The sequence below is a fragment of the Cellulosimicrobium cellulans genome (assembly GCF_016921195.1).
In the GTDB taxonomy this organism is placed as follows: Bacteria; Actinomycetota; Actinomycetes; order Actinomycetales; family Cellulomonadaceae; genus Cellulosimicrobium; species Cellulosimicrobium cellulans_F.
The window spans coordinates 157,922-182,168 of sequence record NZ_JAFGYF010000002.1; the positions used below are offsets into that span (position 1 = coordinate 157,922).

At 75.2% G+C, this 24,247-nt stretch carries 25 protein-coding genes; 12 read left to right on the plus strand and 13 right to left on the minus strand.

All coding sequences use genetic code 11. The features are described 5' to 3' along the window. The first annotated feature begins 149 nt into the window (after nt 1-149). The 3 genes from JN535_RS05670 to JN535_RS05680 all read left to right on the plus strand — a co-directional run bounded on the left by JN535_RS05670 (nt 150) and on the right by JN535_RS05680 (nt 6,490). Nucleotides 150-1,586, plus strand: a complete 1,437-nt coding sequence (locus JN535_RS05670) for an aldehyde dehydrogenase family protein (protein WP_240200667.1) — start codon at nt 150-152, stop codon at nt 1,584-1,586. Beyond that, the gene (locus JN535_RS05675; protein WP_205203506.1) at nt 1,583-2,380 is read left to right on the plus strand and encodes an MBL fold metallo-hydrolase; all 798 of its coding nucleotides are present in this window, start codon (nt 1,583-1,585) and stop codon (nt 2,378-2,380) included. The genes JN535_RS05670 and JN535_RS05675 overlap by 4 nt, the downstream gene beginning before the upstream one ends. 324 nt (nt 2,381-2,704) lie before the next feature. After that, nucleotides 2,705-6,490, plus strand: a complete 3,786-nt coding sequence (locus tag JN535_RS05680) for a PQQ-dependent sugar dehydrogenase (RefSeq protein WP_205203508.1) — start codon at nt 2,705-2,707, stop codon at nt 6,488-6,490. A gap of 140 nt (nt 6,491-6,630) precedes the next feature. Here JN535_RS05680 and JN535_RS05685 read toward each other — a convergent pair whose 3' ends face one another. Genes JN535_RS05685 through JN535_RS05695 form a run of 3 tightly spaced genes read right to left on the minus strand, consistent with a single transcriptional unit; the run spans nt 6,631 to nt 8,652 of the window. Beyond that, on the minus strand, nt 6,631-7,254 hold the full coding sequence (locus JN535_RS05685) for a DUF3618 domain-containing protein (protein ID WP_205203510.1): 624 nt from the start codon (nt 7,252-7,254) through the stop codon (nt 6,631-6,633). After that, complete coding sequence (locus tag JN535_RS05690; RefSeq protein WP_205203511.1) at nt 7,251-7,757, minus strand: phage holin family protein; 507 nt, start codon at nt 7,755-7,757, stop codon at nt 7,251-7,253. The genes JN535_RS05685 and JN535_RS05690 overlap by 4 nt, the downstream gene beginning before the upstream one ends. Continuing rightward, entirely contained in the window at nt 7,741-8,652 is a 912-nt protein-coding gene (locus tag JN535_RS05695; RefSeq protein ID WP_205203512.1) for a hypothetical protein, read from the minus strand. The genes JN535_RS05690 and JN535_RS05695 overlap by 17 nt, the downstream gene beginning before the upstream one ends. A 272-nt stretch (nt 8,653-8,924) precedes the next feature. Between JN535_RS05695 and JN535_RS05700 the strand changes: the two genes are divergently transcribed. From JN535_RS05700 to JN535_RS05715, 4 genes are all read left to right on the plus strand, one after another. Continuing rightward, nucleotides 8,925-9,182 (plus strand): acyl carrier protein, encoded by a 258-nt coding sequence (locus JN535_RS05700; protein WP_205203513.1) that lies wholly within the window; start codon nt 8,925-8,927, stop codon nt 9,180-9,182. A gap of 115 nt (nt 9,183-9,297) precedes the next feature. After that, nucleotides 9,298-10,494 carry an iron-containing redox enzyme family protein gene (locus JN535_RS05705; protein ID WP_205203514.1) on the plus strand — a complete coding sequence of 399 codons (1,197 nt, stop codon included), beginning with the start codon at nt 9,298-9,300 and terminating at the stop codon, nt 10,492-10,494. Then, nucleotides 10,487-11,488: a glycosyltransferase gene (locus JN535_RS05710; protein ID WP_205203521.1), complete on the plus strand. Its 1,002-nt coding sequence runs from the start codon at nt 10,487-10,489 to the stop codon at nt 11,486-11,488. Before JN535_RS05705 ends, JN535_RS05710 begins: the two co-directional genes overlap by 8 nt. A 35-nt stretch (nt 11,489-11,523) precedes the next feature. Then, nucleotides 11,524-11,745, plus strand: a complete 222-nt coding sequence (locus tag JN535_RS05715) for a CDGSH iron-sulfur domain-containing protein (RefSeq protein WP_307868273.1) — start codon at nt 11,524-11,526, stop codon at nt 11,743-11,745. Here the strand turns inward: JN535_RS05715 and JN535_RS05720 are convergent. Together JN535_RS05720 and JN535_RS05725 are read right to left on the minus strand one after the other, a co-directional pair. Beyond that, the gene (locus tag JN535_RS05720) at nt 11,685-12,524 is read right to left on the minus strand and encodes an SDR family NAD(P)-dependent oxidoreductase (protein ID WP_205203532.1); all 840 of its coding nucleotides are present in this window, start codon (nt 12,522-12,524) and stop codon (nt 11,685-11,687) included. The two genes, JN535_RS05715 and JN535_RS05720, sit on opposite strands and share 61 nt — an antisense overlap. Beyond that, nucleotides 12,521-13,126: a DUF2231 domain-containing protein gene (locus JN535_RS05725; protein ID WP_205203534.1), complete on the minus strand. Its 606-nt coding sequence runs from the start codon at nt 13,124-13,126 to the stop codon at nt 12,521-12,523. Before JN535_RS05725 ends, JN535_RS05720 begins: the two co-directional genes overlap by 4 nt. Before the next feature lie 433 nt (nt 13,127-13,559). Between JN535_RS05725 and JN535_RS05730 the strand changes: the two genes are divergently transcribed. From JN535_RS05730 to JN535_RS05740, 3 genes are read left to right on the plus strand one after another with little or no spacing between them, the layout of a single operon-like run. Then, on the plus strand, nt 13,560-14,441 hold the full coding sequence (locus JN535_RS05730) for a manganese catalase family protein (protein ID WP_205203536.1): 882 nt from the start codon (nt 13,560-13,562) through the stop codon (nt 14,439-14,441). 12 nt (nt 14,442-14,453) lie between these two features. Beyond that, nucleotides 14,454-14,927, plus strand: a complete 474-nt coding sequence (locus tag JN535_RS05735; protein ID WP_205203538.1) for a DUF4383 domain-containing protein — start codon at nt 14,454-14,456, stop codon at nt 14,925-14,927. Continuing rightward, entirely contained in the window at nt 14,924-16,279 is a 1,356-nt protein-coding gene (locus JN535_RS05740; protein WP_205203547.1) for a cytochrome P450, read from the plus strand. The genes JN535_RS05735 and JN535_RS05740 overlap by 4 nt, the downstream gene beginning before the upstream one ends. Before the next feature lie 56 nt (nt 16,280-16,335). Here the strand turns inward: JN535_RS05740 and JN535_RS05745 are convergent, their stop codons facing one another. Continuing rightward, the gene (locus JN535_RS05745) at nt 16,336-16,518 is read right to left on the minus strand and encodes a hypothetical protein (RefSeq protein ID WP_205203549.1); all 183 of its coding nucleotides are present in this window, start codon (nt 16,516-16,518) and stop codon (nt 16,336-16,338) included. 218 nt (nt 16,519-16,736) lie between these two features. Between JN535_RS05745 and JN535_RS05750 the strand changes: the two genes are divergently transcribed. After that, complete coding sequence (locus tag JN535_RS05750; RefSeq protein ID WP_240200668.1) at nt 16,737-17,171, plus strand: DUF6098 family protein; 435 nt, start codon at nt 16,737-16,739, stop codon at nt 17,169-17,171. 18 nt (nt 17,172-17,189) lie between these two features. On the opposite strand, the gene JN535_RS05755 is transcribed toward JN535_RS05750, so the two are convergent. Genes JN535_RS05755 through JN535_RS05775 form a run of 5 tightly spaced genes read right to left on the minus strand, consistent with a single transcriptional unit; the run spans nt 17,190 to nt 20,858 of the window. Beyond that, nucleotides 17,190-18,377, minus strand: a complete 1,188-nt coding sequence (locus tag JN535_RS05755) for a zinc-dependent alcohol dehydrogenase (protein ID WP_205203551.1) — start codon at nt 18,375-18,377, stop codon at nt 17,190-17,192. Beyond that, entirely contained in the window at nt 18,374-18,796 is a 423-nt protein-coding gene (locus tag JN535_RS05760; RefSeq protein ID WP_205203553.1) for a hypothetical protein, read from the minus strand. Before JN535_RS05760 ends, JN535_RS05755 begins: the two co-directional genes overlap by 4 nt. A gap of 51 nt (nt 18,797-18,847) precedes the next feature. Next, nucleotides 18,848-19,657 carry a cytochrome c oxidase assembly protein gene (locus JN535_RS05765; protein ID WP_205203555.1) on the minus strand — a complete coding sequence of 270 codons (810 nt, stop codon included), beginning with the start codon at nt 19,655-19,657 and terminating at the stop codon, nt 18,848-18,850. Beyond that, nucleotides 19,657-20,157 (minus strand): DUF2243 domain-containing protein, encoded by a 501-nt coding sequence (locus tag JN535_RS05770; protein WP_205203557.1) that lies wholly within the window; start codon nt 20,155-20,157, stop codon nt 19,657-19,659. The genes JN535_RS05765 and JN535_RS05770 overlap by 1 nt, the downstream gene beginning before the upstream one ends. Beyond that, the gene (locus JN535_RS05775) at nt 20,157-20,858 is read right to left on the minus strand and encodes an ANTAR domain-containing protein (RefSeq protein WP_205203565.1); all 702 of its coding nucleotides are present in this window, start codon (nt 20,856-20,858) and stop codon (nt 20,157-20,159) included. The genes JN535_RS05770 and JN535_RS05775 overlap by 1 nt, the downstream gene beginning before the upstream one ends. Before the next feature lie 100 nt (nt 20,859-20,958). On the opposite strand from JN535_RS05775, the gene JN535_RS05780 reads away from it, so the two are divergent. Next, on the plus strand, nt 20,959-21,396 hold the full coding sequence (locus tag JN535_RS05780) for an SRPBCC family protein (protein WP_205203567.1): 438 nt from the start codon (nt 20,959-20,961) through the stop codon (nt 21,394-21,396). Nucleotides 21,397-21,416: 20 nt separating this feature from the next. Here the strand turns inward: JN535_RS05780 and JN535_RS05785 are convergent, their stop codons facing one another. Continuing rightward, nucleotides 21,417-23,015: a phytoene desaturase family protein gene (locus JN535_RS05785; protein ID WP_307868274.1), complete on the minus strand. Its 1,599-nt coding sequence runs from the start codon at nt 23,013-23,015 to the stop codon at nt 21,417-21,419. Further along, nucleotides 23,006-24,199: a zinc-dependent alcohol dehydrogenase gene (locus JN535_RS05790; RefSeq protein ID WP_205203569.1), complete on the minus strand. Its 1,194-nt coding sequence runs from the start codon at nt 24,197-24,199 to the stop codon at nt 23,006-23,008. The genes JN535_RS05785 and JN535_RS05790 overlap by 10 nt, the downstream gene beginning before the upstream one ends. Nucleotides 24,200-24,247: the final 48 nt, after the last annotated feature.

Consider the following 24,247-nt stretch of genomic DNA (forward strand, 5'->3'; position numbering starts at 1 on the left):
GTGCGCCCCGAGAAACGTGGGCCACCGCCTGACGCGTGCGGGTCGGCTCTGCTGCAACCCGTCTTCACCCTCACCCGGAGAAGCGCTTCTCGCACGCCCACGCCGCACCTGTACGTAGTTCTCTTCGTGTCGTTCTCCAGGAGGCCCGTATGACCATGTCGACCGCCCCGACCACCCGTCGCCTCGACTCGACCGCGCCGGCCGCGGACCGACGCCTCGAGCGGACCGACCCCTCGACAGGCCGCCCCGCCGCCCCGGTCCGGTGCGCGACGGCCGACGAGGTCGACGCCGCCGTCCGCGCCGCCGCGGCCGCCTGGCCCGCGTGGCGCGCGACGGCGCCGGCCGACCGCGCCGCCGCCCTGCGCACCGCGGCGCGGTCCGTGCGCGAGGCCGCCGACGAGCTCGGCGCGCTGCTGCGGGCGACGACGGGTCGGCTCGAGGCCGAGGCACGTGCCTCGGCCGAGGTCGCGGCGGACCTGCTCGACGAGGCCGCGGTCGCGGGCCTCGGGCGCGCGGGGCGGGTCCTCGCCGGGGACCCCGCGGCGCTGGACGTCGTGCGTCGCGAGCCCCGCGGCGTCGTCGCCGTGATCACGCCGTGGAACGACCCGTACCCCGCCGCCGCGGGGCTGCTCGCCGCGGCGCTCGTCACCGGCAACGCGGTCGTGCACAAGCCGTCCGAGCGCAGCGACGCACCCGGGGTCCGCCTGGCCCAGCTCGTGGCCACGGCCCTCCCGGCGGACGTGCTGCGGGTCGTGAGCGGGGACGGCGGGACGGGCGAGGCGCTCGTCGCGCACGACGGCGTCGCGCTCGTCGCGCACGTCGGGTCGACGGCCGCGGGACGCCGGATCGCGGCCGTCGCCGGGGCGCGCGGCGCGAAGGTGCTGCTCGAGAACGGCGGCAAGGACCCGATCGTGGTCGACGCGGGCGTGGACCCGGTCCTCGCCGCCCGCCAGATCGCGACGGGGGCGTTCACCAACGGCGGGCAGCTCTGCACCGCGGTCGAGCGCGCCTACGTCGTCGAGGAGGTCGCGGACGCCGTCGTCGCCGAGCTGGCGCGCCTCGCGGACGAGGTGGTGGTGGGCGACCCCGGCGACGACGCCACGACGATGGGGCCGCTCGTCGACGACGAGCAGCTCGCGGTCGTGGAGGAGCACGTGCGCGGGGCGCTCGCGGCGGGCGCGGAGCTCGTCACGGGCGCGCGACGGCTCGACCGGCCGGGGTCGTACTACGCGCCCACCGTGCTCGACCGCTGCCCGGACGACGTCGACCTGCTCACCGCCGAGACGTTCGGCCCCGTCGCGCCGGTCGTGCGCGTGGCGGACTTCGACGAGGGCCTGCGCCGCGCGTCCGCGTCGGCCTACGGGCTCGCGGCGACCGTGCTCACGCCGTCGCTCGCCCACGCGCTGCGCGCGGCGGACGTGCTCGACGTCGGCACGGTCAAGGTCAACGCGGTGTTCGGCGGCGCGCCGGGCGGGTCGGCCGACCCGCGCCGTGGCAGCGGCGGGGGAGCGGGGTACGGGCCGGACCTGCTCGACGAGATGACCGTCCGCAAGGCCGTCCACCTCGAAGGGCTGGGGGAGCCGTGAGCGGCCGCGCGAGCGCGACGCTCACGTTCGGCGGGACGGCGACCGCGCTCCTGCGGTTCGGGCGCTTCACCGTGCTCACCGACCCGAACTTCCTGCACCGCGGCCAGTGGGCGTACCTCGGCAAGGGCCTCGCGTCGCGGCGCCGCACGGAGCCGGCGTTCGGGCCGACCGGGCTGCCGCCGCTCGACGCGATCGTCCTGTCGCACCTGCACGGCGACCACTTCGACCGCGTCGCCCGGCGCGGCCTGACACGCCAGGTGCCGCTCCTCACCACGCCGTCCGCGGCGCGGCGCCTCGCGCGCCACCACTTCGCGACGGTGGGCATGCCGACCGGCACGATCGAGACGTTCCGGTCGGGCAAGGAGACGCTCGACGTGGAGTCGGTCCCGGCCATCCACGCGCGGGGCGCCCTGCGTGCGCTGCTGCCGGAGGTCATGGGCACCGTCTACACCCACCGCGTGGACGGGGACCGTCAGACCCAGGTGTACGTCACGGGCGACACGCTCACCGGGGACCACGTCGACGTCGTCGCGCGCGCGTTCCCGCATCTCGACTCGGTCGTCGCCCACCTCGGTGGGACGCGCATCCTCGGCCGGACGGTGACCATGGACGACGTCCAGGGGGCCGACCTCGTACGGCGCGTCGGCGTGCCGCTCGTCGTCCCGGTCCACTACGACGACTACGGCGTCTTCCGCAGCCCGCTGCGCGACTTCCTCGCCCGGTCGCCGCAGCTGCCCGGCGTCGAGATCCGCCCCGTCGCGCGGGGCGCGACGGTCGGCCTGCGGGTCGACTGACAGCCGCGCTGGTCGAGCGCGACCGGCCGTCGACCGGCCGGCGATCGCCGGGCGACCAGCACGGTCGCGCTCGGTTTTCGTGAGCAGCCCAGCCCAACTTTTCGCCGCCATAATTCGACTTCTGACTTGGCATCATCGAAAGTCCGTCCTAGGGTCGAGTGCAGCGCAGGGCCGTGACGGCCCCGCGCGGGCCCCGGTCCCTGGGGCCGTCCACCCATCCGGGTCGACCGATCAGCGGCGATCGTCGAGCAGCGGCACCGAGCACAGGTGCCGCGCTGCTGGTCGGGGACCACGGGCTCCTCGATCCACGTCAAGGAGGACGTTGTGCACAGACCAACCACGGGCCGACGCAGGCTCGCCCGAGGTGCCGCGGCGGCGCTGTCCGCCGCGTTGCTCGTCCCGCTCGCGATGAGCGGAGCGAGCGCGCACCCCGGCCACGGCGAAGACGACGGCGGGACGGCCGCCGAAGCCGCGCAGGACGACGCGGCTCTCGACTGGAACAACTACGAGAAGGTCCTGCTGAGCAAGGACACCGGCGAGCCGATCGACCTCGCCGTGCTGCCCGACTCGCGAGTCCTGCACACCGCGCGCGACGGCGTCGTCCGCCTCACGGACACCGCGACCGGCCGCACGACGCAGGTCGCGAAGCTGGACGTCTACGCGAACTCCGAGGACGGGCTGCAGGGCATCTCCCTGGACCCGAACTTCGAGGAGAACGGGTACGTCTACCTCGTGTACGCGCCCCGCGTCATGGAGGGCACCTCGCCCACCGGGGTCGAGTACCCAGAGACGACGCCGCAGGGCAGCGCGCCGAACTCGCTCCCCGCGGGCGAGGACGAGAGCTACTGGGACCGCTGGCTGGGCTACAACCAGCTCTCCCGCTTCACGTGGGACGCGGAGAGCAGCACGCTCGACCTGGACAGCGAGCGCGTGATCCTCAAGGTCGACGCGCAGCGCGGCCAGTGCTGCCACGTCGGTGCCGACATCGCGTGGGACGCCGAGGGCAACCTCTTCCTGTCCACGGGTGACAACACCCCGGCCGGCACCCCCGGGGCCGACGGCTACGCGCCGAACAACAACGCGCCCGGCATGAACCCGGGGTTCGACGCCCGCCGGGGCGCCGGCAGCACGAACGACCTGCGCGGCGCGATCCTGCGGATCAACCCGATCGAGGACATCCCGGCCGGTACCGAGGTCGGCCCCGGCTCCACGTACACGATCCCCGAGGGCAACCTCTTCGACGACCCGCAGTACGAGGGGTCCGAGGACCTGGTGCGCGAGGAGATCTACGTGATGGGGGTGCGCAACCCGTTCCGGATCGACTACGACGTCGAGTCCGGCGCGCTCGTCTGGGGCGACTACGGCCCCGACGCGGCGAACGCCAACCCCGACCGCGGCCCCATGGGCTACGTCGAGTGGCAGCTGACGACCGAGCCGATGAACGGCGGCTGGCCCTACTGCCACGGCCCCAACGCGAACTACAACGAGTGGGACTTCGCGACCGCCACCCCGGGTGAGTGGTTCGACTGCGAGGCCGGGGCGACGAACAACTCCACGTGGAACACCGGCCTGGAGGTCCTGCCGCCGGCGACCGCGCCGCAGGTCTACTACGGCGACCGCCCCGGCGACCAGCCCGAGCTGCTCGACCCGCTGGTCGAGCTCGGCGGCACGGGACAGGCGCCCATGGGCGGCCCGATCTTCCGTTCCGCGGACTACCCGGACGCGCCGGGCAAGTTCCCTGCGTACTGGGACGGCAAGCCGTTCATGGCCGAGTTCTCCCAGGACTACGTCGTCGCGTTCACCCTGGACGAGCTCTCCTCCGCCGGTGAGGTCACCGCGGTCGAGGACTTCCTGCCGAACGCCCACCTGGAGACGGTGAACCAGCCGATCTGGGACAACGTCATGGACATGGAGTTCGGGCCCGACGGGTCGATGTACGTCCTGGAGTACGGTGACGGCTTCTTCCGCCAGAACCCGGACGCCGGGCTGTACCGGATCACCTACGGTTCGGAGAACAAGACGCCGCGCGCGGCGATCACCGCGTCCCCGATCTCGGGCAGCGACGCGCCGCTCGAGGTGACCTTCGACGCCTCGGCGACCACGGACGCGGAGACCCCGAACGAGGGCCTGACCTTCGACTGGGACTTCGACGCCGACGGTGAGTACGACGCCCAGGGTGAGACGGTGACGCACACGTTCACCGAGCGCGGCCGGTTCGCGGTGCAGCTGCGCGTGACGGACCCGGAGGGCAACTTCGGTCTCGCGATCCAGCAGATCACCGTCGGCAACACCGCCCCGGAGATCACGCTGAGCCAGCCCGACGGCGCCATCTTCGACTGGGGCGACGCCGTCCCGTACACCGTCTCGGTGCACGACGCCGAGGACGGCGACGACCCGGTGTGCCGCAACATCCAGTACACCTTCGGGCTCGGCCACAACGAGCACGCCCACCCCGAGGTGAGCGGGCGAGCGGCGGACACCGAGGCCGGCTGCGGCTTCACGATCCAGACGAGCCCCGACGCCGTCGAGCACGGCGAGGGCGAGAAGATCTTCGGCACGCTCGTCGTGACCTACACGGACCAGGCCCAGGGCGACGTGCCCGCCATCACCGGCGAGGCCACGCACGTCCTCAAGCCCCAGGCGCAGCAGGCCGAGTGGTTCGACGCGGCCGAGGGCGTCGAGGTCGTCGAGGACGCGGCGGCGAGCGCCGGACGCTCCGTGACCTCGTTCGACGAGGGCGACTCGTTCACCTACCGGCCGCTCGCACTCGTCCATGCCCCGACGGGCGAGGCGGTCGACGAGGTCACCGTCCGGGGCAGCGGCGAGGGCACCGTCACGCTGAGCTGGCAGGGCGCGGGGGCCGAGCCCACCGAGCCGCTGGCCGACTTCGCCTTCACGGGCGAGGGCTGGCAGGACGTCACGCAGACGCTGAGCAGCGTGCCCGAGGGCTCCGGCGCGGTCGTCGTGACGACCACCGGCGGCGTCGACGTCGACACGGTGACGTTCGCCGTGGGCGACGGCAGCACCGAGCCGGTCGTCGTGCCGGTCGAGCAGGTGTCCATCCAGATGTTCTCGCTCATCCCGTGGGTCAACGAGGCGGGCCTGCCGGCCGTGCTCGAGCGCCTGTCGGAGATCGGCTTCACGAACATCGAGCCCTTCGGCGGCAACTTCTCCGGCTACACCGCCGAGGAGTTCCGTGCGCTGGCCGACTCCTACGGCCTCAGCGTGAAGTCGTCGCACTACAACGTCGACGAGGCCACGTTCGACGCGACCCTGGACTACGTGGGGACGCTCGGCCAGGAGTACGTCGGCTCGGGCGGCTGGCCCGCACCGGGCATCGGCACCTACGAGAACACGCTCGCGACGGCCGAGGCCATGAACCGGCTCGGGGAGCGCGCGGTCGACGCCGGCTTCACGAAGTTCTTCGGCCACAACCACGACGGCGAGTTCCGCACGACGTACGAGCACGAGGGGGAGACGCTCTCGGCCTGGGAGATCCTGGTCCGCGAGACGAACCCCGAGTACGTGACGTTCCAGCTCGACGTCGCGTGGGCCGCCCACGCGGGCGTCGACGTCCCGGCGCTCATCGAGCAGTACGGCGACCGGATCGAGCTGCTCCACGTCAAGGACGCCACCGGCCTGAACGCGGGCGGCCGCCCGTCGTTCACCAACCTGGGCGAGGGCGAGGTGCCGCTGCAGGAGATCCTCACGGCGGCCCAGGAGGCCGGCGTCGCGTACTACGTCCTCGAGTGGGACCAGGCGCCCGACGGCGAGGACTTCGCGGCCCACGGCTTCGAGTACCTCACCGGCGTCCCCGCCGGAGAGGCCGGGCCCGACGTCACGGCGACCGCGCAGGCGCGCTGCCTCGCGGGCAAGGCCTACGTCGCGGTCCGTGCCCTCAACGAGGACGACGTGCCGCTGACGGTGACGCTCGAGACGCCGTACGGCACGAAGACGGTCGAGAACGTCGCCCCGGGCGCGAACGCCTACCAGTCGTTCGCCGTCCGGTCCGGTGCGGTCGAGGCCGGCTCCGCCACGGTCACCGCCACCGACGCCGAGGGGAGGACGGCCACGGTCACGGCCGAGCACGACGCGCTGTCGTGCAGCTGACACCGGCTTGACGGCCAGGAGCGCCGGGTGAGGCGGACGTCCGACGCCGCCTCACCCGGGCTCCCGCCGGCCCCGCATGAGCGACGGCCCGGAGACGAGAGAGATCTCGTCTCCGGGCCGTCGCGTCGCGCGTCGGGGCCTCAGCCCTCCTTGACCTGGTCGCGGACGTCGGCCGCGGCCTCCTTGCCGTGCTGGCCCACGGACTGCGCCGCGTCCTTCGCGGCGTCGCGGACGGCCTCCGCGCCCTCCTTCGCGGGCTCCTTGAGGTCCTCCACGACCTCCTGCGCCGTGGACCTCACGTCCTCGACGAGCGGCGCCGCCTTCTCCTTGACCCCGACCGCGGCGCGCTGCTCGGTGCGGGTCGACGGGAGGAGCGAGGCGACGACGAGGCCGACGCCGAACGCGACGAGGCCTACCGCGAGCGGGTTGCCCTGCGTCTGGTCGCGCACCGCGCGCGGCGCGGAGCCGACGGTCTCGGCGACCGAGGACGCCGTGCTGCGCGCCGAGTCGGCGACCGACGACGCTGCCTCGCGGCCGCGCTCGGCGACCCCGTGCGACGTGTCGCGGGCCGAGCCCATGGTGTCGTGCGCCGTGCCCATGACGCGGTCCTTGACGCTCGTCACGCCCGACCGCACGCGGTCCACCTGGCGGCGCGCCACGTTGCCGGGCTTCACCTTCTCCCCGAGGGCGTCGACGTCGCGGCTCAGCTCGGTCCGCGTGCGCTCGATGTCCGCCCGGATCTCCTCCGGATCGCTGGTGCTCATGAGTTCTTCTCCTCGTGTCCTCGGACGGCGTTCGGGATCTTCTTGAGGGTGTCCGTGGTCTCGGGCATGCCCTCGACCGTGCGCAGCTCCTTGCGCCCGCGCGCCGCGAGCACCGCGGCGACGATCGCCCACAGCACCGCGACGACCACGGCCGACCAGCCACGGCCCATGACGGCGCCGAGCGCCCACCACAGCGCCACCGAGAGGAACAGCAGGACCATGTGGCCCGCCACCCCCGCGCCGGCGAGCATCCCGGCGCCCTTCCCGGCGCGCTGCGCCGACTGCTTGGCCTCGGCCTTGGCGAGCTCGACCTCCTGGCGCATGAGGGTCGACAGGTCGCGGCTCACCTCGGCGACGAGCTCGCCGAGGCTCTGCTGCTCGGCCTGCTGGTCCGCCGACGTCGGCACGGGCTGCGGCGTGGCCGCGACGCCCGGGTCGGGGCCGCTGCCCGTCGTGTGCCGCCCGGTGTTCGCCGCGGCGAACGGGTCAGGGGTGTACGACATCGGGGCCACCTCCCGGCCGGGCGCCCGAGCCGGGCGTCGTGGGCGGGTACGACGGCGGCGCCGGGTCGCCCTCCGCGGCGGTCGCCACGTCCGGGTCCTGCGCCGGACGGTCGTTCGCGAGGCCCGGGTACGCGCCCGCGGTCCCGACGTCCGGCTCGCCCCGCGTCCCCGTCCCCGTGCCGGTCGTGCCGGTCGTGCCCGTCGTCCCGCCGAGTCCCGCGGTGCCGGTCGAGCCCGTCGTCCCGCCGAGCCCCGCGGTGCCGGTCGGGCCCGAGGTCCCGACCGGGGCGGCGTGCGCGCCGCGCGTGCCCGTCGTACCTGTGCCTGACGTGTCGTCCGCGCGGTCGGAGCCCGTGTCCGGTGCGTCCTTCATGCCGCGCACGAGCCGCCCGACCAGCAGGCCCGCCCCGGCGGCGAGGAGGAGGAACGTGCCTGGACGACGCCGGGCGAAGCTCTCGACCTCGTGCAGCACGGACGAGGGCTCGCGGTCCTCGAACCACTGCGCCACCTGCCCGGTGGCGTCCCCGGCGCGCCGGACCAGGTCGGTCGCATAACCGGGGTCCTCGGTGCCGTCCGCCATCTGGCGGAGCTCGTCGCCGAGGGACCGGAGCCCGCCCGCGAGGCGCTCCTGCTGCGTGCGCGCCTGGTCGGCGAGCTCGGTGCGGGTCTGGTCCACCAGACCCCGTGCGCGGTCCTTCGCCTCGTGCGCGACGTCGCGCGCCTTCTCCTTCGCGTCCTGCGCGACGTCGCGGCCCGCGTCGCCCACCTGTGACGCGGCCTCGCTCGCGCGCTCCTTCACCCCGGTCGCGGCGCTGCCGCTCTCCCCGGTTCCCTGCGACGTCCCGACACCCGGCGAACCGGGCCCCGAGCCGTACGGCACGTTCGTCTCGCTCATGGTCGGACTCCCGTCGTCGTCGCCGCGCTGGGGCGGCGTGACTGGCGACGGAGCGCAGGCCGTGCCGGGCTCTCGCTCCGCCGGTACGGCCACCTCCTGGACCACCTCTCACGCTAGGTCAGGGTCGCGCGCACACAACTGGAGAGCACCCCCGGCCCGGGGTTGCGAGCGACCGGAGCCTTGCGACCGTGGGAGTGGTCGAGCAGCCGGCCGCCACCGTGCCGGGCGTCGCCCGGCCGCACGGCGCCCCCGGGCGCAGGAGGGTTTCGATCATGGCCACAGGAGAGACCGGGTTCGACGACGTCACGTTCGACCTCATCTCGGTGCAGTACCACTCGCTCAAGGCCGGGCACGACTACGGCCAGTACGTGCGCGACGCCCGCAACGCGGGCAAGGAGGAGATCGCGACCTTCTTCGAGAAGGTCATGGCGGAGGACTCCGAGCGGGCGCAGCAGTGCCACCGCTTCCTCGCCGAGCTCACGCAGCACGGGACGTCCGCGACGTCGCCGCAGGGCTCCGAACAGGGCTGACACGGCGGCTGGGCCGCTCGCGAGCAGGGTCTCGGCTCGCGAGCGCGGCCGACCCTGGGGAGCATGGCGGTGGCGTCGAGCACGGGCGCCGTCCGCGCGAGCGCGAGGAGCCCGCATGACCTTCACCGCCCCCGCCGAGGTCCCGGACGCCCCGGCGACCGTCCCCGCACCGGCCGGGCCCGTGCCCGGCGCCCCCGCGGCGCCCGGCACGGGTCGCCTGCCCCTGCCGCGGCCGCGCGGCCCGTTGACCGCGGCGCTGGTCGGCGCGCTCGTCGACGGGCCGCCGGGGGCCGACGCGGCCGAGCGGCTGCGGGCGGTCCGAGACGCCCTGCCCGCCGCTCTGGACGCGGCCGGCGGGCGGTTCCTCCAGGACGACGACGTGCAGCTCGCCCTCACGGTGCTCTACGAGCTGCACTACCGCGGCGTCGAGGGCGTCGACGACGCGTGGGAGTGGGAGCCCGCGCTCCTCGCCGTCCGCGCGACCCTCGAGGGGCCCTTCGAGACCGCCGTGCGCGAACGCGCGGGGCAGCCCGACGGCGCGGAGACCGATGCCGCCGGCGTCGCCCGGCGGCTCTTCGAGCTCGCCGCCGCGGACGACGGCCCGAGCCTGTCGCGCTACGTCGCCAAGCGTGCGGACGCCGACCAGGCGCGCGAGCTCCTGGCGCTCAAGTCGCTGTACCAGCTCAAGGAGGCCGACCCCCACACGTGGGCCGTGCCCCGGCTCGCCGGGACGCCCAAGGCCGCGCTCGTGGAGATCCAGGCCGACGAGTACGGGGGAGGCCGGCCCGGGCGCATGCACGCCGAGCTGTTCGCGCGCGCGATGCGCGGCGTCGGGCTCGACGACACGTACGGGCGCTACGTCGACGCGGTCCCCGCGGTGGTCCTCGCGGCGGTCAACACGATGTCGCTGTTCGGCCTTCACCGTCGGCTGCGGGGCGCGATCGTGGGGCACCTCGCCGCGTTCGAGATGACGTCGTCGGTGCCCAGCCGCCTCTACGGCAACGGGTTCCGGCGCCTGGGCCACGACGCGGACACGACCTGGTACTTCGACGAGCACGTCGAGGCGGACGCCGTCCACGAGCAGATCGCGGCGCGCGACCTGGCCGGCCGGCTCGTCGAGCAGGAGCCCGCGCTGCGCGACGACGTCCTGCTGGGCGCGGCCGCGTGCCTCGCCGTCGAGGGCGACGTCGCCGCGCACGCGCTCGAGCGCTGGCAGGCGGGGGAGTCCGCGCTGCGCGCGCCGCTCGGACCCGTCGCGGCGAGCCCGACGCCGGGCGCGGACGCCGGGGACGAGGACCGTCCGCGTGCCTGACGTGACCTACGTGCTGCCGCTGCGCCGCGACCGGTTCGACGAGCGCGCGGCGGCCGAGCTGTCCCGGTACCTGGCGCGCCTCCTGCCCCGCGCGGAGGTCGTCGTCGCCGACGGCTCGCCCGCCGAGGTCCGCGCGCGGCACGCGGCGTCGTGGCCCGACGGCACCCGGACCGTCGCCGTCCCGGCGCCGCCGCCAGGGTGCAACGGCAAGGTCGTCGGCGTGCTCGCGGCACTGGCCGCGGCCTCCACCCCGGCGGTCGTCCTCGCGGACGACGACGTGCGGTGGGACGCCGCGACGCTCGACGAGGCGCTCGCGGCGCTCGACGACGCCGACCTCGTCGTGCCGCAGAACGTGTTCGACCCGGCGCCCTGGCACGCGCGCTGGGACACCGCGCGCTCGCTCGTGAACCGGGCCCTCGGGCACGACTGGTCGGGCACGGTCGTGCTGCGACGCGACGCGCTGGGCCCTGAGGGGTACGACGCCCGGGTGCTGTTCGAGAACCTCGAGCTCGAGCGCACGGCGCTCGCCCGGGGCGGACGGGTCGTGCACCGGCCCGACCTGTTCGTGGACCGCCGGCCGCCCCGGGTGCGCACCTTCCTCGAGCAGCGCGTGCGGCAGGCGTACGACTCGTTCGCCCAGCCCGCGCGGCTCACCGCGGAGCTCGCGCTCGCCCCGGTCCTCGCCGCGTGCGTCGCCGGGGCGGCGCGCTCCGACGGCGCCTGGCGCGCGGCGTGGACGGTCGTGGTCGTGATCGTGCTCGGGAGCGCGGCCCTCGTCGCCGAGGTGGGGCGGCGCGCCGCCGGGGGAGCCGCGGCCTGGCCGCCGACGGCAGCGTTGTGGGCCCCCGCGTGGCTGCTCGAGCGCGCGGTGTGCGCGTGGGTCGCCCTCGGGTGGCGCCTGCGCGGCGGGGTGCCCTACCGCGGGACGCGGATCCGCCGCGCCGCCCACTCGCTGGAGGAGCTGCGCGCTGCGTCCGGGGAGGCACCGCGGTGACGGGGGAACCGCGTGGCCACGCGGAGGAGGTCGTCGTGACCGCCTGCCCCGACGGCCCGCTGCTCGTCCGTGGCCCCGCCCGCCTCGTCGACCGGGAGGGGAACGAGATCGAGCGGCACCGCGCGACCGTCGCGCTGTGCCGGTGCGGCGGAACGGCGATCCCGCCGTGGTGCGACGGGACGCACAAGGTCAACGGCTACCGCAGCGGGGACGACGACGGACGCTCCACGGCGCGCGAGGCAGGGACGGGCGCGTAGAACCAGCCGTGGAACGCGGCCCGGGCGGGCTGCGGCAGGACGCGCGCGACGGCCAGCATCACGCCGCCCTGGACGCCCGTGACCACCTCCGGCCGACCGTGGAGCAGCGCGTCCACCGCATGCCGCGCCGCAGCCGCGGGTCGCGGCTTGGGCAGGCGGCCCACGTGGGTGCGCTCCATCCCCGCCTCGCGGAAGAACGGCGTGCGCGTCGGGCCCGGCAGGAGGGCGGTGACCGTGACGCCCGTCCCGGCGAGCTCGCTCCGCAGGGACCACGCGAACGAGCGCAGGAACGCCTTGGAGGCGGCGTAGGTCGCGAAGTGCGGCGCGGGCATCTCCCCGGCGACGGACGACGTGACGAGGATCCGGCCGCGTCCCTGCGCCAGGAGGTCCGGCAGGACCAGGTGGGTCAGGTGGGCCACCGAGCGCACGTTGAGGTCCAGGAGACGCAGCTGGTCCTCGAGCGGGGTGCGCGCGAACGCGCCGTGCACGCCCACCCCCGCGTTGAGGACGACGGCCGAGACGCCGAGCTCGCGCGCGCGCCGGGCGGTCGCCTCGACCCCGCGGGGTGTCGCCAGGTCGACGGTGAGCCCTTCGTGCGCGCCACCGTGCGCGCAGAGGTCGCGCACGGTGGGCTCGACGTCGCGGTCCGCGACCACGAGCACGTCGTTCCCCCGGCGCGCGAGCTCCACCGCGAGCGCGCGTCCGATCCCGCTCGTCGCGCCGGTCACGAGGGCGGTGCCGCGGTCCGCCGGGGGACGCGCGGGTCGTGCGGCGGTCACGGCAGGTCCGGGACGTCGTCGTCGCCGAGCACGACCTCCGCGGGCGGCTCCCGCAGCGCCTGGGCGAGGTGCCCGCCGAGGAACGCGCTCGCGCCGGCGACGGCGTATCCGAGCATCGAGACCGCGACCCCGGACCGGTGCCGCCCGCCGCGGCGCAGCAGCCACGACGTGCCGTAGAGCAGCGAGACGCCCGTGTTGAGGGCCGCGTGGACGGCGCCGACGCGACGGGCGCGCCGGTCGACGTCGAGGTAGTCGGCGAGTCCGGTGAGGGCCGTCGGCGCGACGGCCAGCACGCCGAGCCCGACCAGCCGCTGCGCCGCCGGGGCGCTCCGCTCGCCCCCGACGAGGTCGAGCACGGCCGCGCTGGTCCACAGACCGACCGGGACGTCGGTCAGGGTCGCGTGGAGCGCATGGCCCAGCGAGCGGCCGTGCAGCTCCTCGCGCAGACGGCCATGGGACGGGACGACGGCGAGCGCGACGCCGCGGACCGTGCTCGAGAGGTCGTCGAGCGCGGTCGCGTCCTCGAGCCGCCGCGCGAGGCGCAGGAGGACGGGGGAGTCCGCATCGTCGCGGTCGGTGGCGGTGCTGCGGGGATCGGACATGGGCGCTCCTCGGGTCGTCGCGCTCCCCTTCTCGAAGCCCTGCGTCGACCGTAGGCAGGATCGGCCGCGCTCGCGCGCGAGACCCCCGGACGCACGTCGCCCTCGTCCTGGCGCGCCGGGACGAGGGCGGTTCGTCGCGGGGCAGGCGTGCGGCGGTCTTCTTCACCGGCTGCCGTGCGACGGGAACCACGCTAGGGCGCGCCGTCGCCCGCCGCGCTCCGGCCGAGGGTGAATTTCCCGCCCTGCGGAGGAGCCGGCGCGCTGGGCACGAGCCCGCGCGCGCGGCCGTCGCACGGCACCGGCCCTTCCCAGATGCGACCGGGTGCGGGCGGCTCCACGCTGGAGGGACGCTCGACGCGTCGAGAACGGGCGCGTGCCGTGGTCCTCCTGCGCACGCCGTGCGGAGAGGGCCGACCTCCCCGAGGGAGAGACCATGTTCTTCCACCGTCAAGAGCTCCAGCACCAGGCGACGCCGGACCGCCCGGACGCCGTCTACGCCCGCAAGCTCCAGGAGGTGCTGGGCGGGCAGTACGGCGAGATCACCGTCGCGATGCAGTACGGCTTCCAGTCCTGGAACACCCACATCCCGGGCAAGTATCGCGACCTGCTCTACGGCATCGGCGCCGAGGAGTTCGGGCACGTCGAGATGCTGGCGACGATGATCGCGCAGCTCCTGGAGAAGGCTCCCGTCGGCCTCGTCGAGGGCGCCGTGCAGGACGACCCGACCGTGGCCGCGATCGTCGGCGGAACGGACCCGCAGCAGGCGATCGTGGCAGGCGCGGGCGCCCGCCCGGTCGACTCGAACGGGAACCCGTGGTCGGCGGGCTACGTGACCGCGAGCGGCAACCTGCTCGCCGACTTCACGGCGAACGCGAACGCCGAGATGCAGGGCCGGCTCCAGGTCGCCCGGCTCTACCACATGACCGACGACGCGGGCGTCAAGGATCTCCTCGCCTTCCTGCTCGCGCGCGACACCATGCACCAGAACCAGTGGCTCGCCGCGGCGCAGGAGCTGCGCGACGAGGGCGTCGAGGAGCTGCCCGTGCCGAGCACGTTCCCGCTCTCGAAGGAGGACCGTGACGTGGCGTACCAGTACATCAACTTCTCCGACGGCGAGCACGCGTCCGAGGGACGCTGGGCGAGCGGCCCGACCCCGGACGGCAAGGGCGAGTTCACCTACGTCGCCGAGCCCCCGGCGGGCGTGCCGATGCCGCCGCCCACGACGCCGGACGAGCGGTTCCACGGCACGACGGGCAAGCCGTCGACGCTCGACAAGGCCAAGGGCGCCGTCAAGGACGCCCTCCACAAGGACTGAGAGGAGTCCGACATGACCGCCGCATCCGCACCACGCAGCGTCGCGAGGGCCGACCGCCCCGCGCGGGGCGTCCACCAGTACCTGGCTCTCGTCATCGGTGTCGTCTACCTGCTCGTGGGCGTCGTCGGGTTCGCGATCACGGGCTTCGACGGGTGGACGGTGCACGACCACTCGCAGACCCTGCTCGTCTTCGCGATCAACCCGCTGCACAACGTGGTCCACCTCGTCATCGGGCTCCTCGGCGTCCTGCTGTGGAGCCGGTCGGCGAGCGCCCGGACGTACGGCTGGATCCTCGCGATCGGCTACGGGGCCGCGTTCGTCTACGGGCTGATCGTGGTCAACAACGCCGAGGCCAACTTCCTCAACATCAACGGCGCGGACAACGTGCTGCACGCCGTGAGCGCGGCCGCCGGCCTCGCGATCGCGCTGTGGCCGGTGCGCCGCGACGCCGGACCGGCGACGCCGACCACCCGGACGGGCGCATGACCGACACTCCGGTCGATCTCACGGCGAGCGAGACCGGGCGCGTCCTGCGGGACGTGCTCGGTCCGCTCGTCGCCCAGGGCGCCATCGTGCGCCGACCCCGCGCGACCGCGTGGGCGGAGCGGCGCCAGGCTGACCGCACGGCACGCCGCCTCCTGGACCGTCTGCGTTCCCGGTACCACGGGGCACCGCTCGTGGTCCGGCTCGGTGCGCGTCGGCTCGTCCTGGCCACCCGGCCCGAGCACGTCGAACGGATCCTCGCCGGGTCGCCCGAGCCGTTCACCCCGGCCTCGTGGGAGAAGCGAGGCGCGCTCGCGCACTTCCAGCCCGACGGCGTGCTCGTCTCCCCGCTCGACCTGCGACGCGAGCGGCGCCCGTACAACGAGGCGGTGCTCGACATGTCCGAGCCCGTGCACCACGACGGCGGCGCCCTGGTCGCCGCGGTCGGGCGGGAGACGGGAGACCTCCTCGCCGCCGTCGAGGCCTCGGGCCGGCTCGACTGGGACACGTTCGCCGCGTCGGGGTGGCGCGTGGTGCGGACCGCGGTCCTCGGGCGCGCAGCCCGGGACGACGAGCGGCTCGTGGCGATCCTCGACGCGCTGCGGCGCGACGGGAACTGGTCCTGGTTCCGCCCGCGTCGTCCGTGGCTCCGGGCCGCCCTGGACCGGCGGATCGCCGAGCACGTCGCCGTGGCGGAGCCGGGGACGCTCGCCGCGCGCGGTCGCGACGCGGGCGGCGCGGACGCGGTGCGTCGGCAGATCCCGCACTGGCTTTTCGCGTTCGACGCGGCCGGCGCCGCGACCTTCCGTGCGCTGGCCGTGGCCTCGGCCCGCCCGGCCGTCCGCGACCGCCTCCTCGCGGAGCTGACGACCGCCGGGGACGGGCCGGCCGTGCTCCCGTACGCGCGCGGGTGCGTGCTGGAGTCGGTCCGGCTCTGGCCGACGACGCTCGCGATCCTGCGCGACGCGACGTCCCCGGTGCAGTGGGGCGCGCGCGTCCTGCCCGCGGGCACCGGGTTCGTCGTGCTGAGCGCCTACTTCCACCGGGACGCCGACCGCCTGCCGTTCGCCGACGCGTTCACGCCCGAGGCGTGGCTCGACGGCCGGGCCGACGACGACTGGGGGCTGGTCCCGTTCAGCGGCGGCCCCGTGTCCTGCCCGGGTCGCAACGTGGTGCTCCTGCTCGCGTCGCACACGCTGGCGCGCGTCGCGCGGCTCGACCTCGCCGTCGGGCGGGGTCGCTACCTCGCCCGGGACCCGCTCCCGCCGACGATGGACCACCTGGGCCTGCGGTTCGGGCTGCGCGGCGAGACGGCCTGGAGCGAGGGCGGGGTGCCCGCCTCGGCGGCGGCGTAGCGGCGGCACGACGAGGGCCCGGGTGCGGCGCACCCGGGCCCTCGTCCTGCCGTGCGTCACGCGTCGCCGGAGGCCTCGCCGCCCGTGCGCGGGTTGACGTTCCCGGGCTCGGCGTCGGTGTCGACGTCCTCGTCCGCACCCGAGCCGCTCGCCTGGCGCCCCTCCCGCGGGTTGAGCGACCGGGGGTCGGCGTCCGGGTCCTCGGCGGGGTCGTAGCCGCGCTCGTCGTTCTCGCTCATGTCGGCCTCCTCGGGCGGTGCTCGATGCTCGGACCACGTCGGACGACGCGGTCCTGCCACCGTCGCACGGCGCCGCTGCGCTCGCAGGTCCCCGGGTGCCTGCACCGCCAGGCGCTCGTAGCCTGGCGGTGACGGAGACGGTCCCGGGTGGGGGACGCCGTCGCGGTGGGTCGAGAAGGGGCCGACGGCACGCACCCACGCCAGCCCAGGAGGTCCGGATGCCCGAGCGGACGAGCGCTCTCGACGCCCTGCCACGCCTGCGGAGCCTCGCGGAGGTCGCCGAGCTCGTCGCGGTCGTGCACCCCCTCTACGTCCGGTTCAGCGGTGGACCCGACCAAGACAGCTCGACCGTGAGCCGCGACCACGAGAGCGGCTGCCTGCTGCCGGGCCTGAGCGTGAACCCGATGAACCCCGAGCCCTGGTGGGACCGCCCCGTGGAGCACTGGGTCGCGCGCCAGCTCTGCCAGTACGCGCACCTCATGACGCCCGAGCGCTTCCCGTGGCTGCTCACGGGCGAGGTGGCGGGGCGCGGGCCCGACTGCGAGCCCCTCCTCGTGGACGTCGTGCCCGCCGCGTCGGTCGACCCGCGGGTCGTCGACGAGGCCGGGCGCCTCTACCGCGAGGTGTTCGACGCGGGCGACGACGGGACGTGAGCCGTCGCCCGCGCCGCGTCACGCCGCGTCGTCACCGCCCGGCACGAAGACCGCGCGCACGCACCCGTCGGCCTTCCGCTTGAACAGGTCGTACCCGCGCGGCCCGTCCTCGAGCGACATGACGTGCGTACCGAGGTGCTCGGTCACGAGCTCGTCGCGCGCCATGAGGTCGAGCAGACCGGGGATGTACCGCTGTCCGTGCATCTGCGCGGAGCGCAGCGTGAGGCCCTTGTTCATGAGCGCACCGAGCGGGAAGCCGTCGGTGAGCGCCGCGAAGACCCCGAGCACGACGACCGTGCCGCCCTTGCGGCAGTGGTAGATCGCGCGGCGCACGGCCGAGGGCCGGTCCGTCTGGAGCCGCAGCTGCTGCTTGACGCGGTCGACGGCGTCCTCGACGGGGCCGCCGCTCGCCTCCATGCCGACGGCCTCGATGCACACGTCCGGCCCGCGGCCCGCCGTCATCTCGAGCAGCGCGGGCCCCACGTCGTCGCGCTGGTCGTGGAGCGTCTCGCACCCCACGTGCGTGCGGACCATCTCGAGGCGGTCGTCGAGCCGGTCGACGACGACCACGCGCTCGGCGCCCCGCAGGACCGCCGCCGCGGCCGCCATCTGCCCGACGGCGCCCGCGCCCCAGACCGCGACCGTCGAACCGGGGCCCACGTCGCCCAGGTCCGCGCCCATCCAGCCGGTGGCCGCGGAGTCCGACGCGAAGAGCGCGCGCGCGTCGTCGACGCCCTCGGGCACCGCGAAGGCGCCGACGTCCGCGAACGGGACGCGCACGTACTCGGCGTGCGAGCCCGCGTAGCCGCCCATCGCGTGGGAGTAGCCGAAGCACCCGCCGGGCGCGGAGCCCCACAGGGTCTCCGTGATCGCCGGGTTGCGGTTGCCGTTGTCGCACAACGAGTAGAGCTCGTGCGTGCAGTACCAGCAGCGGCCGCACGCGATGAACGACGAGACCACGACGCGGTCGCCCACCGCGTGCCGCCGGACCTCGGGCCCCACCTCGACGACCTCGCCGACGAACTCGTGGCCGAGGACGTCGCCCGAGCGCATGAAGGGGATGTAGCCCCCGAGGAGGTGCAGGTCCGACCCGCACGTGACGGTCCGGCGCACGCGGACGACGACGTCCTGCGGGTGCTCGATCGTGGGGTCGGGCACGGTGCCGACCTCGAGCTCGTTGACCCCCACCCACTGCAGCGCCCTCACAGCCGGCCTCCCGTCCCCGCGCGCCGGATCGCGATCTCCAGCGGCAGCGACGTGAGCGTCGGGCGCCGGGTCACGGCCCGGTCCGGCGGCATGGTCGCCCCGGTCTCCAGGACCTGCTTCATCGCCCGCAGCGACTGCCGTGCCTCCGCGCGCGAGCCGTGGTGCGAGGTTGTGCGCAGCCGGACCTCCGTCCCGAACGTGCCGGGCGCGGGCGTGAGCTCGAGCTGGGCGTCGGCCCCGAGCCCCCGCAGTGCCGCCGCGTCGGGGCGGCCGAGCTCCTCGACGAGCTCGTCGTACGGCCGGTGGACCGTCACCGCGAGCGGCCGGTCGGGACCGTCGTCCTTCCGACCGCGTCGTCGTGCCCACCAGACGACGCCCGCGGCCCCCGCCGCCAGCGCCGTCGTCCTGAGGACCTTCATGGCGTCTCTCCCTCGGGCAAACCGGGACCCGCTCGTCTCGAGGCCTCCTCCTCACGCTAGGCCCGGGTGCTCCCGCACGCGCGCAGTCGCGAGGTCTCGCGGCCGGGACGCCGTGTACCACCCGGCGACCATGAGGACCATGAGCGCGACGTCGACGGCGTCGCCCGCGTAGTACATCAGCTGCGCGCCGGCGCGCGCGTCGGCGGGGGAGACGCCCGCCGGGGGGTGGGCGTAGAGCCACTTGGCGAGCACGGAGTGGGCGGCGACGAACGCGACGAGGACCGTCGCCCGCACCCGGAACGAGGCGCGGGACGGGTGCGGGTCGGGCCCGACGAGCGACGCGGTGAGGAGCCAGCCCGCGAGCAGGACGTGCGCGTGCACCACCACGTCCACCGGCGCGGAGCCGTGCGCGACGTGGAAGAGCCCCGTCGTGTACAGGAGCCACAGCCCGCCCCCGTCGAGCAGGGCGGCGACGACCGGGTGGCCGACCACGTGCGCGACCGGAGACCGCAGCGCCGCGCTCACGCGTCGCGCCCGGGCTGCCGGCAGGGCGCGCAGGAGGAGCGAGACCGGAGCGGCGAGGACGAGGAGCAGCGGGGCCAGCATGCCCAGGAGGACGTGCCCGGCCATGTGCGCCGTGAAGCTCGCGCGCGACGCCTCGGCGAGCGGCCCGAGCGTCGCGGCACCCGCGCACGCGAGCCCCGCGTACCAGCACAGGGTCCGCCGCGCAGGCCACGGGCTGCGTGCCCGGGCAGCCCGCAGCCCGACGGCGTACGCGGCGGCACCGACAGCGAGAGCGACGACCGCGACGACCGTCAGCAGGGGAGGCCCGGCGGCCGGCACGTGGTCGTGCGGGTGCATCACGCGCTCCCGGCGCCGCCCGGACGACCGGGCCGCGCACGGCGCAGGACGACCAGCCCGACGACGAGGGCGACGACCGCCGTCCCGATCCACACGACGTCGTAGACGAGGAGGTCGACGCCGTACCGGATCTGGTGGATCCCGAGGATCTTGTGGTTGAGCACCCCGTCCAGGAGCTGGAAGCCCCCGACGCCGACGACCACGGCGCCCACCCACCGTGCCCACGAGACCTCGGCGCGGCGGCGGACGTCGGCCAGCAGGAACAGCCCCCAGACGGTGACGAACCAGCCCACCGCGTGGAAGAGGCCGTCCGCGGCGAGCGCGACCTGCGTCGTCGACAGGTCGTAGAAGTGGTGCCACTGCAGACCCAGGTGGAAGACGAACAGGTCGATGATCGACGCCGCGATCCCGGCGCCGAACAGGACGCCCGACAGGACGGTCCGGCGGTCGCGGGCTCCCGCGTCGTCCGCCACGCCGGCCGGTGCGTCCCGTCCGGCCATCAGACGCCCGTGTCCTCGTCGGACGGCTCCGACACCACGAGCGCCCGCAACAGGTGCTCCGCGACCTCGCGCGGGCTCACGTTCCGGTGCCGCGAGGCCGAGTCGATGATGCGGCGCGCCTCCTCGGCGGAGCACTGGTTGGTCTGCATGATCGCCCCGACGGCGCGTTCCGTGGCGACGGCGTCGGACATGTCGCGGTAGAACCCCGCGGTCGAGTCCTCGAGCTCGGCGAGCTCGAGGCGCAGCCGAACGGCCGCCGCGACGAGCTGGGCGTACGAGTCGGCCGCGGTGAGGAGCTCGGGGGTCCACGGGTCGGGCGTGCGGGAGTAGAGGTTGAGCGCGACGGCGACCTCGTCCGCGACGGTCGCCGGGACCGCCGCGGCGGCGACGAATCCCTCCGCGCGGGCCTGACGCGACCAGCGCTCCCAGCGCGTCGCCTCGTCGACGGCGACGACGAGCCGCGAGCCGGCGTCGATCGCCTCGATGCACGGGCCGGCGTCGTCCAGGGCCTCGGCCTGGTCGCACCGCGCCGCGGCGTCGGTGCTGCTCCCCGCCCGGACGCTCACGCCGCCCTGGCGCAAGGTCACGCTGATCTCGAGGCCGTGCCCGAGGATCGTGGCGGCACGCACCGCGAACTCCTGGGGAAAGCTGGCGATGCCCATGGCGCGGGCCCCTTCCTGAGTCGTCCCCCGCGTCGTCACGGGGACGTCCTCACGCTACGTCGGACGGCGTGAGCACGCGCGGACGGGCGTTCCGGCCGTGAGCGGTTGCCAGTGCCGCGCGCAGGACTAGCGTCGCCTCATGGTGACCGTCACACGAGCCGTCGGATGCTCCCCGGACGCGGTGCTCGGCGTGCTCGCGGACGGGTGGTCGTACTCGACGTGGGTCGTCGGGACGGCGCGCATCCGGGCCGTCGACGACTCCTGGCCCGCGCCGGGATCGAGGATCCTCCACTCGGTCGGGCTCTGGCCCGCGCTGCTCGACGACGAGACGGTCGTGCGTGCCTGGGACCCCGACCGGGGGATCGACCTGCAGGCGCGGGGCTGGCCCGCGGGCGAGGCACGCGTGCGCATCGAGGTGCGCCCGACCGAGCAGGGCTGCACCGTGCGGATCACGGAGGATGCCGAGAAGGGACCCGGCGCGCTCGTGCCCCGGCCGCTGCGCAGCGCCGTGATCGCCCCCCGGAACGTCGAGTCGCTGCGCCGGCTCGCCTTCCTCGCGGAGCGCCGGAACCCGTAGCGCGCGGCGCCCGCCTCCGGTCAGGGGTCGCGCAGCAGCCGTGCCCAGGCGGTGCGCACGAGCGCGCGGCGCAGGGCCCCGCGCGGGCCGGACGCGGCGAGCGCGGCGCGCGCCGCGTTCCAGCCGCACGCGCCGTGCACCCCGCCGCCCGGGTGGGCGGACGCGCTCGCGAGGTAGAGCGACGTGACCGGTGTCTCCGGCCGGCCGAGGCCGGGCGTCGGCCGCAGGAACAGCTCCTGGTGCACGGCGGACGTCCCGCCGTTGATCGCCCCGCCCGACAGGTTGGCGTCGGCCGTCTCGAGGTCGGCGGGAGTCTGCACGAAGCGGCCGACGACGGCGTCGGCGAACCCGGGCGCGGCGCGCCCCACCGTGTCCTCGACGCGCCGCACCGCCTCGTTCACCGCCTCGCGCGTCCAGCGCACGCCGTGGGGCACGTGGGTGTAGGCCCAGGCCGACTCGGTCCCGGCGGGAGAGCGCGACGGGTCGGACGTCGTCATCTGCCCGAGGACGAGGAAGGGCTGCTCCGGGACCCGGCCTCGCGAGAGCGAGGCCGCGACGTCGACGAACCCTGCCCGGTCGACCCCGAGGTGCACCGTCCCCGCCGACCGGGCACCGGGCGCGGTCCAGGGGATCGGTCGCTCGAGCGCCCAGCTCACCTTGACGGTCGGGTGGTCCCACTGGAACCGGCCGAGGTCGCGCACGAGGCGCGGGGGGAGCGCGTCCGCGCCCACGAGGTCGAGGTAGAGCGCGGGAGCGCTGACGTCGGCGACCACGGCGTGGCGGGCGCGCACGTGCCGCCCGTCGACCGTGCTCACGCCGACCGCGCGCCCGCGCACCACGTGGACACGGTCGACGCGCGCCCCGGTGACGACGTCGCCGCCGCGGGCGCGCAGGCGGGTGACCAGCGCGTCCGGGAGCCGTCCGGCGCCCCCGGTCGGGACGGGGAAGCCCACGTCCTGCCCCAGCATGGCGAGCAGCCAGCCGAACACGCCGCTGCCGGCGGCGTCGGGCGGGACGTCGGCGTGCATCGCGTTGCCCGTGAGGAGCAGGCCGCCGCCCTCGCCGCGGAACTGCTCGTCGGCCAGGCGGCGCACCGGGAGCACGGCGAGGCGCGCGAGGTCGAGCGTGCCCGCCGCACCCAGGCGGCGCAGCACGCGCAGCACCGGCCCGGCGGCCGGGAGCGGGCTGAAGAGCGCGTCGAGGAGCGGGTCGCGCACGCGGTCCCAGCCCGCGACGAGCTCGAGCCAAGCGTCGCCGTCGCCGGCCGCGAACTCCTCCAGGCCGGCGGCGGTGTCCACGGCGCGCTCGCGCAGGACCGCGGCGCGACCGTCGTCGAGCACGTGGGCCAGGGCGTCCGGCGCGCGCGACCACGACAGCCCGTGGTCCTCCAGGTGCAGCCCCCGGATGACGGGCGACCCGGCAGCCAGCGGGTAGAACGCGCTGAAGAGGTCCGTCTCGTACCCGGGCGCTGCGACCTCGGCGGAGCGGACCGCTCCGCCGTACGTCTCCTGCGCCTCGAGGACCAGGACGTCCCACCCGGAGTCCGCGAGCGCGTTCGCGGCGACGAGGCCGTTGGGCCCCGCCCCGACGACGACCGCGTCGACGGTGGTCAGGCCCACGGGTCGAGCACGACCTTGATGCAGCCGTCCTCCTTGCGCTGGAACGTGCGATAGGCGTCCGGCGCGGACTCGAGCGGGAGCCGGTGCGTGCGCAGGTCCAGCACGCCGAGCGGGTCGGAGACGTCGGCGACGAGGGGGAGGACGTCGTCGGTCCACCGCCGCACGTTCGCCTGGCCCATGCGCAGCGTCACCTGCTTGTCGAAGAGCTGCATCATCGGCAGGGGGTCCTTCGCGCCGCCGTAGACGCCGGAGACGGACACCGTCCCGCCGCGGCGCACGAGGTCGAACGCGGTGTAGAGGGCCGCGAGGCGGTCGGTCGCCGCGCGCTCGGTGAGCGGCGCCGCGATCGCGTCGGGCAGGACGCCGACGACCTTCTGCGTGGCCTCGGCGAGGGGGGAGCCGTGCGCCTCCATGCCGACCGCGTCGACGACGGAGTCGGCGCCGCGGCCGGACGTGAGGTCGCGCACCGCTGCGGCGAGGTCGTCGACGGCGGCCGGGTCGAGCGTCTCGACGCCGTGCCGCTCGGCCATCGCGCGCCGCTCCGGGACGAGGTCGACGCCCACGACGCGGGACGCGCCACGGTGCAGCGCGATCCGGGCGGACATCTGCCCGATCGGGCCGAGCCCCAGCACCACCACCGTGCCGCCCGGCGGCACGTCGGCGTACTCGACGGCCTGCCACGCGGTGGGCACGACGTCGGAGAGGTAGAGGTAGCGCTCGTCCGGGGAGCCGTCGTCGGGCACGACGACCGGCCCGTACTGGGCCTGCGGCACGCGCAGGTACTGGGCCTGCCCGCCGGGCACCTGGCCGTACAGCTTGGTGTACCCGAAGAGCGCGGCGCCCTTGTCCTGCGAGCGGACCTGCGTCGTCTCGCACTGGGTCTGCAGGCCGCGCTCGCACATCCAGCAGTGCCCGCACGCGATGTTGAACGGGACGACGACGCGGTCGCCGACCTTGAGGTTCCCCGCCTCCGGCCCCACCTCCTCGACGACGCCCATGGCCTCGTGGCCGAGGACGTCGCCGGCGTCGAGGAACATCCCGAGCACCCCGTACAGGTGCAGGTCCGAGCCGCAGATCGCGGTCGACGTCACGCGCACGACCGCGTCCGTCGGCTGCTCGATCCGCGGGTCCGCCACGTCCTCGACGCTGACCTTCTCGCGTCCCTGCCAGGTGAGTGCTCGCATGGTGGTGCCGTCCTTCCGTGGGTGGTCGTGCGTGGTGCGTGCCTCGGG

Bases quoted from the DNA above. Each gene is read 5' to 3' on its own strand.
- JN535_RS05670 (WP_240200667.1), top strand. From the start codon at position 150: ATGACCATGTCGACCGCCCCGACCACCCGTCGCCTCGACTCGACCGCG.
- JN535_RS05685 (WP_205203510.1), bottom strand. From the start codon at position 7,254: ATGAGCACCAGCGATCCGGAGGAGATCCGGGCGGACATCGAGCGCACG.
- JN535_RS05690 (WP_205203511.1), bottom strand. From the start codon at position 7,757: ATGTCGTACACCCCTGACCCGTTCGCCGCGGCGAACACCGGGCGGCAC.
- JN535_RS05695 (WP_205203512.1), bottom strand. From the start codon at position 8,652: ATGAGCGAGACGAACGTGCCGTACGGCTCGGGGCCCGGTTCGCCGGGT.
- JN535_RS05700 (WP_205203513.1), top strand. From the start codon at position 8,925: ATGGCCACAGGAGAGACCGGGTTCGACGACGTCACGTTCGACCTCATC.
- JN535_RS05705 (WP_205203514.1), top strand. From the start codon at position 9,298: ATGACCTTCACCGCCCCCGCCGAGGTCCCGGACGCCCCGGCGACCGTC.
- JN535_RS05725 (WP_205203534.1), bottom strand. From the start codon at position 13,126: ATGTCCGATCCCCGCAGCACCGCCACCGACCGCGACGATGCGGACTCC.
- JN535_RS05730 (WP_205203536.1), top strand. From the start codon at position 13,560: ATGTTCTTCCACCGTCAAGAGCTCCAGCACCAGGCGACGCCGGACCGC.
- JN535_RS05735 (WP_205203538.1), top strand. From the start codon at position 14,454: ATGACCGCCGCATCCGCACCACGCAGCGTCGCGAGGGCCGACCGCCCC.
- JN535_RS05740 (WP_205203547.1), top strand. From the start codon at position 14,924: ATGACCGACACTCCGGTCGATCTCACGGCGAGCGAGACCGGGCGCGTC.
- JN535_RS05745 (WP_205203549.1), bottom strand. From the start codon at position 16,518: ATGAGCGAGAACGACGAGCGCGGCTACGACCCCGCCGAGGACCCGGAC.
- JN535_RS05750 (WP_240200668.1), top strand. From the start codon at position 16,737: ATGCCCGAGCGGACGAGCGCTCTCGACGCCCTGCCACGCCTGCGGAGC.
- JN535_RS05760 (WP_205203553.1), bottom strand. From the start codon at position 18,796: ATGAAGGTCCTCAGGACGACGGCGCTGGCGGCGGGGGCCGCGGGCGTC.
- JN535_RS05765 (WP_205203555.1), bottom strand. From the start codon at position 19,657: ATGCACCCGCACGACCACGTGCCGGCCGCCGGGCCTCCCCTGCTGACG.
- JN535_RS05770 (WP_205203557.1), bottom strand. From the start codon at position 20,157: ATGGCCGGACGGGACGCACCGGCCGGCGTGGCGGACGACGCGGGAGCC.
- JN535_RS05780 (WP_205203567.1), top strand. From the start codon at position 20,959: ATGGTGACCGTCACACGAGCCGTCGGATGCTCCCCGGACGCGGTGCTC.
- JN535_RS05790 (WP_205203569.1), bottom strand. From the start codon at position 24,199: ATGCGAGCACTCACCTGGCAGGGACGCGAGAAGGTCAGCGTCGAGGAC.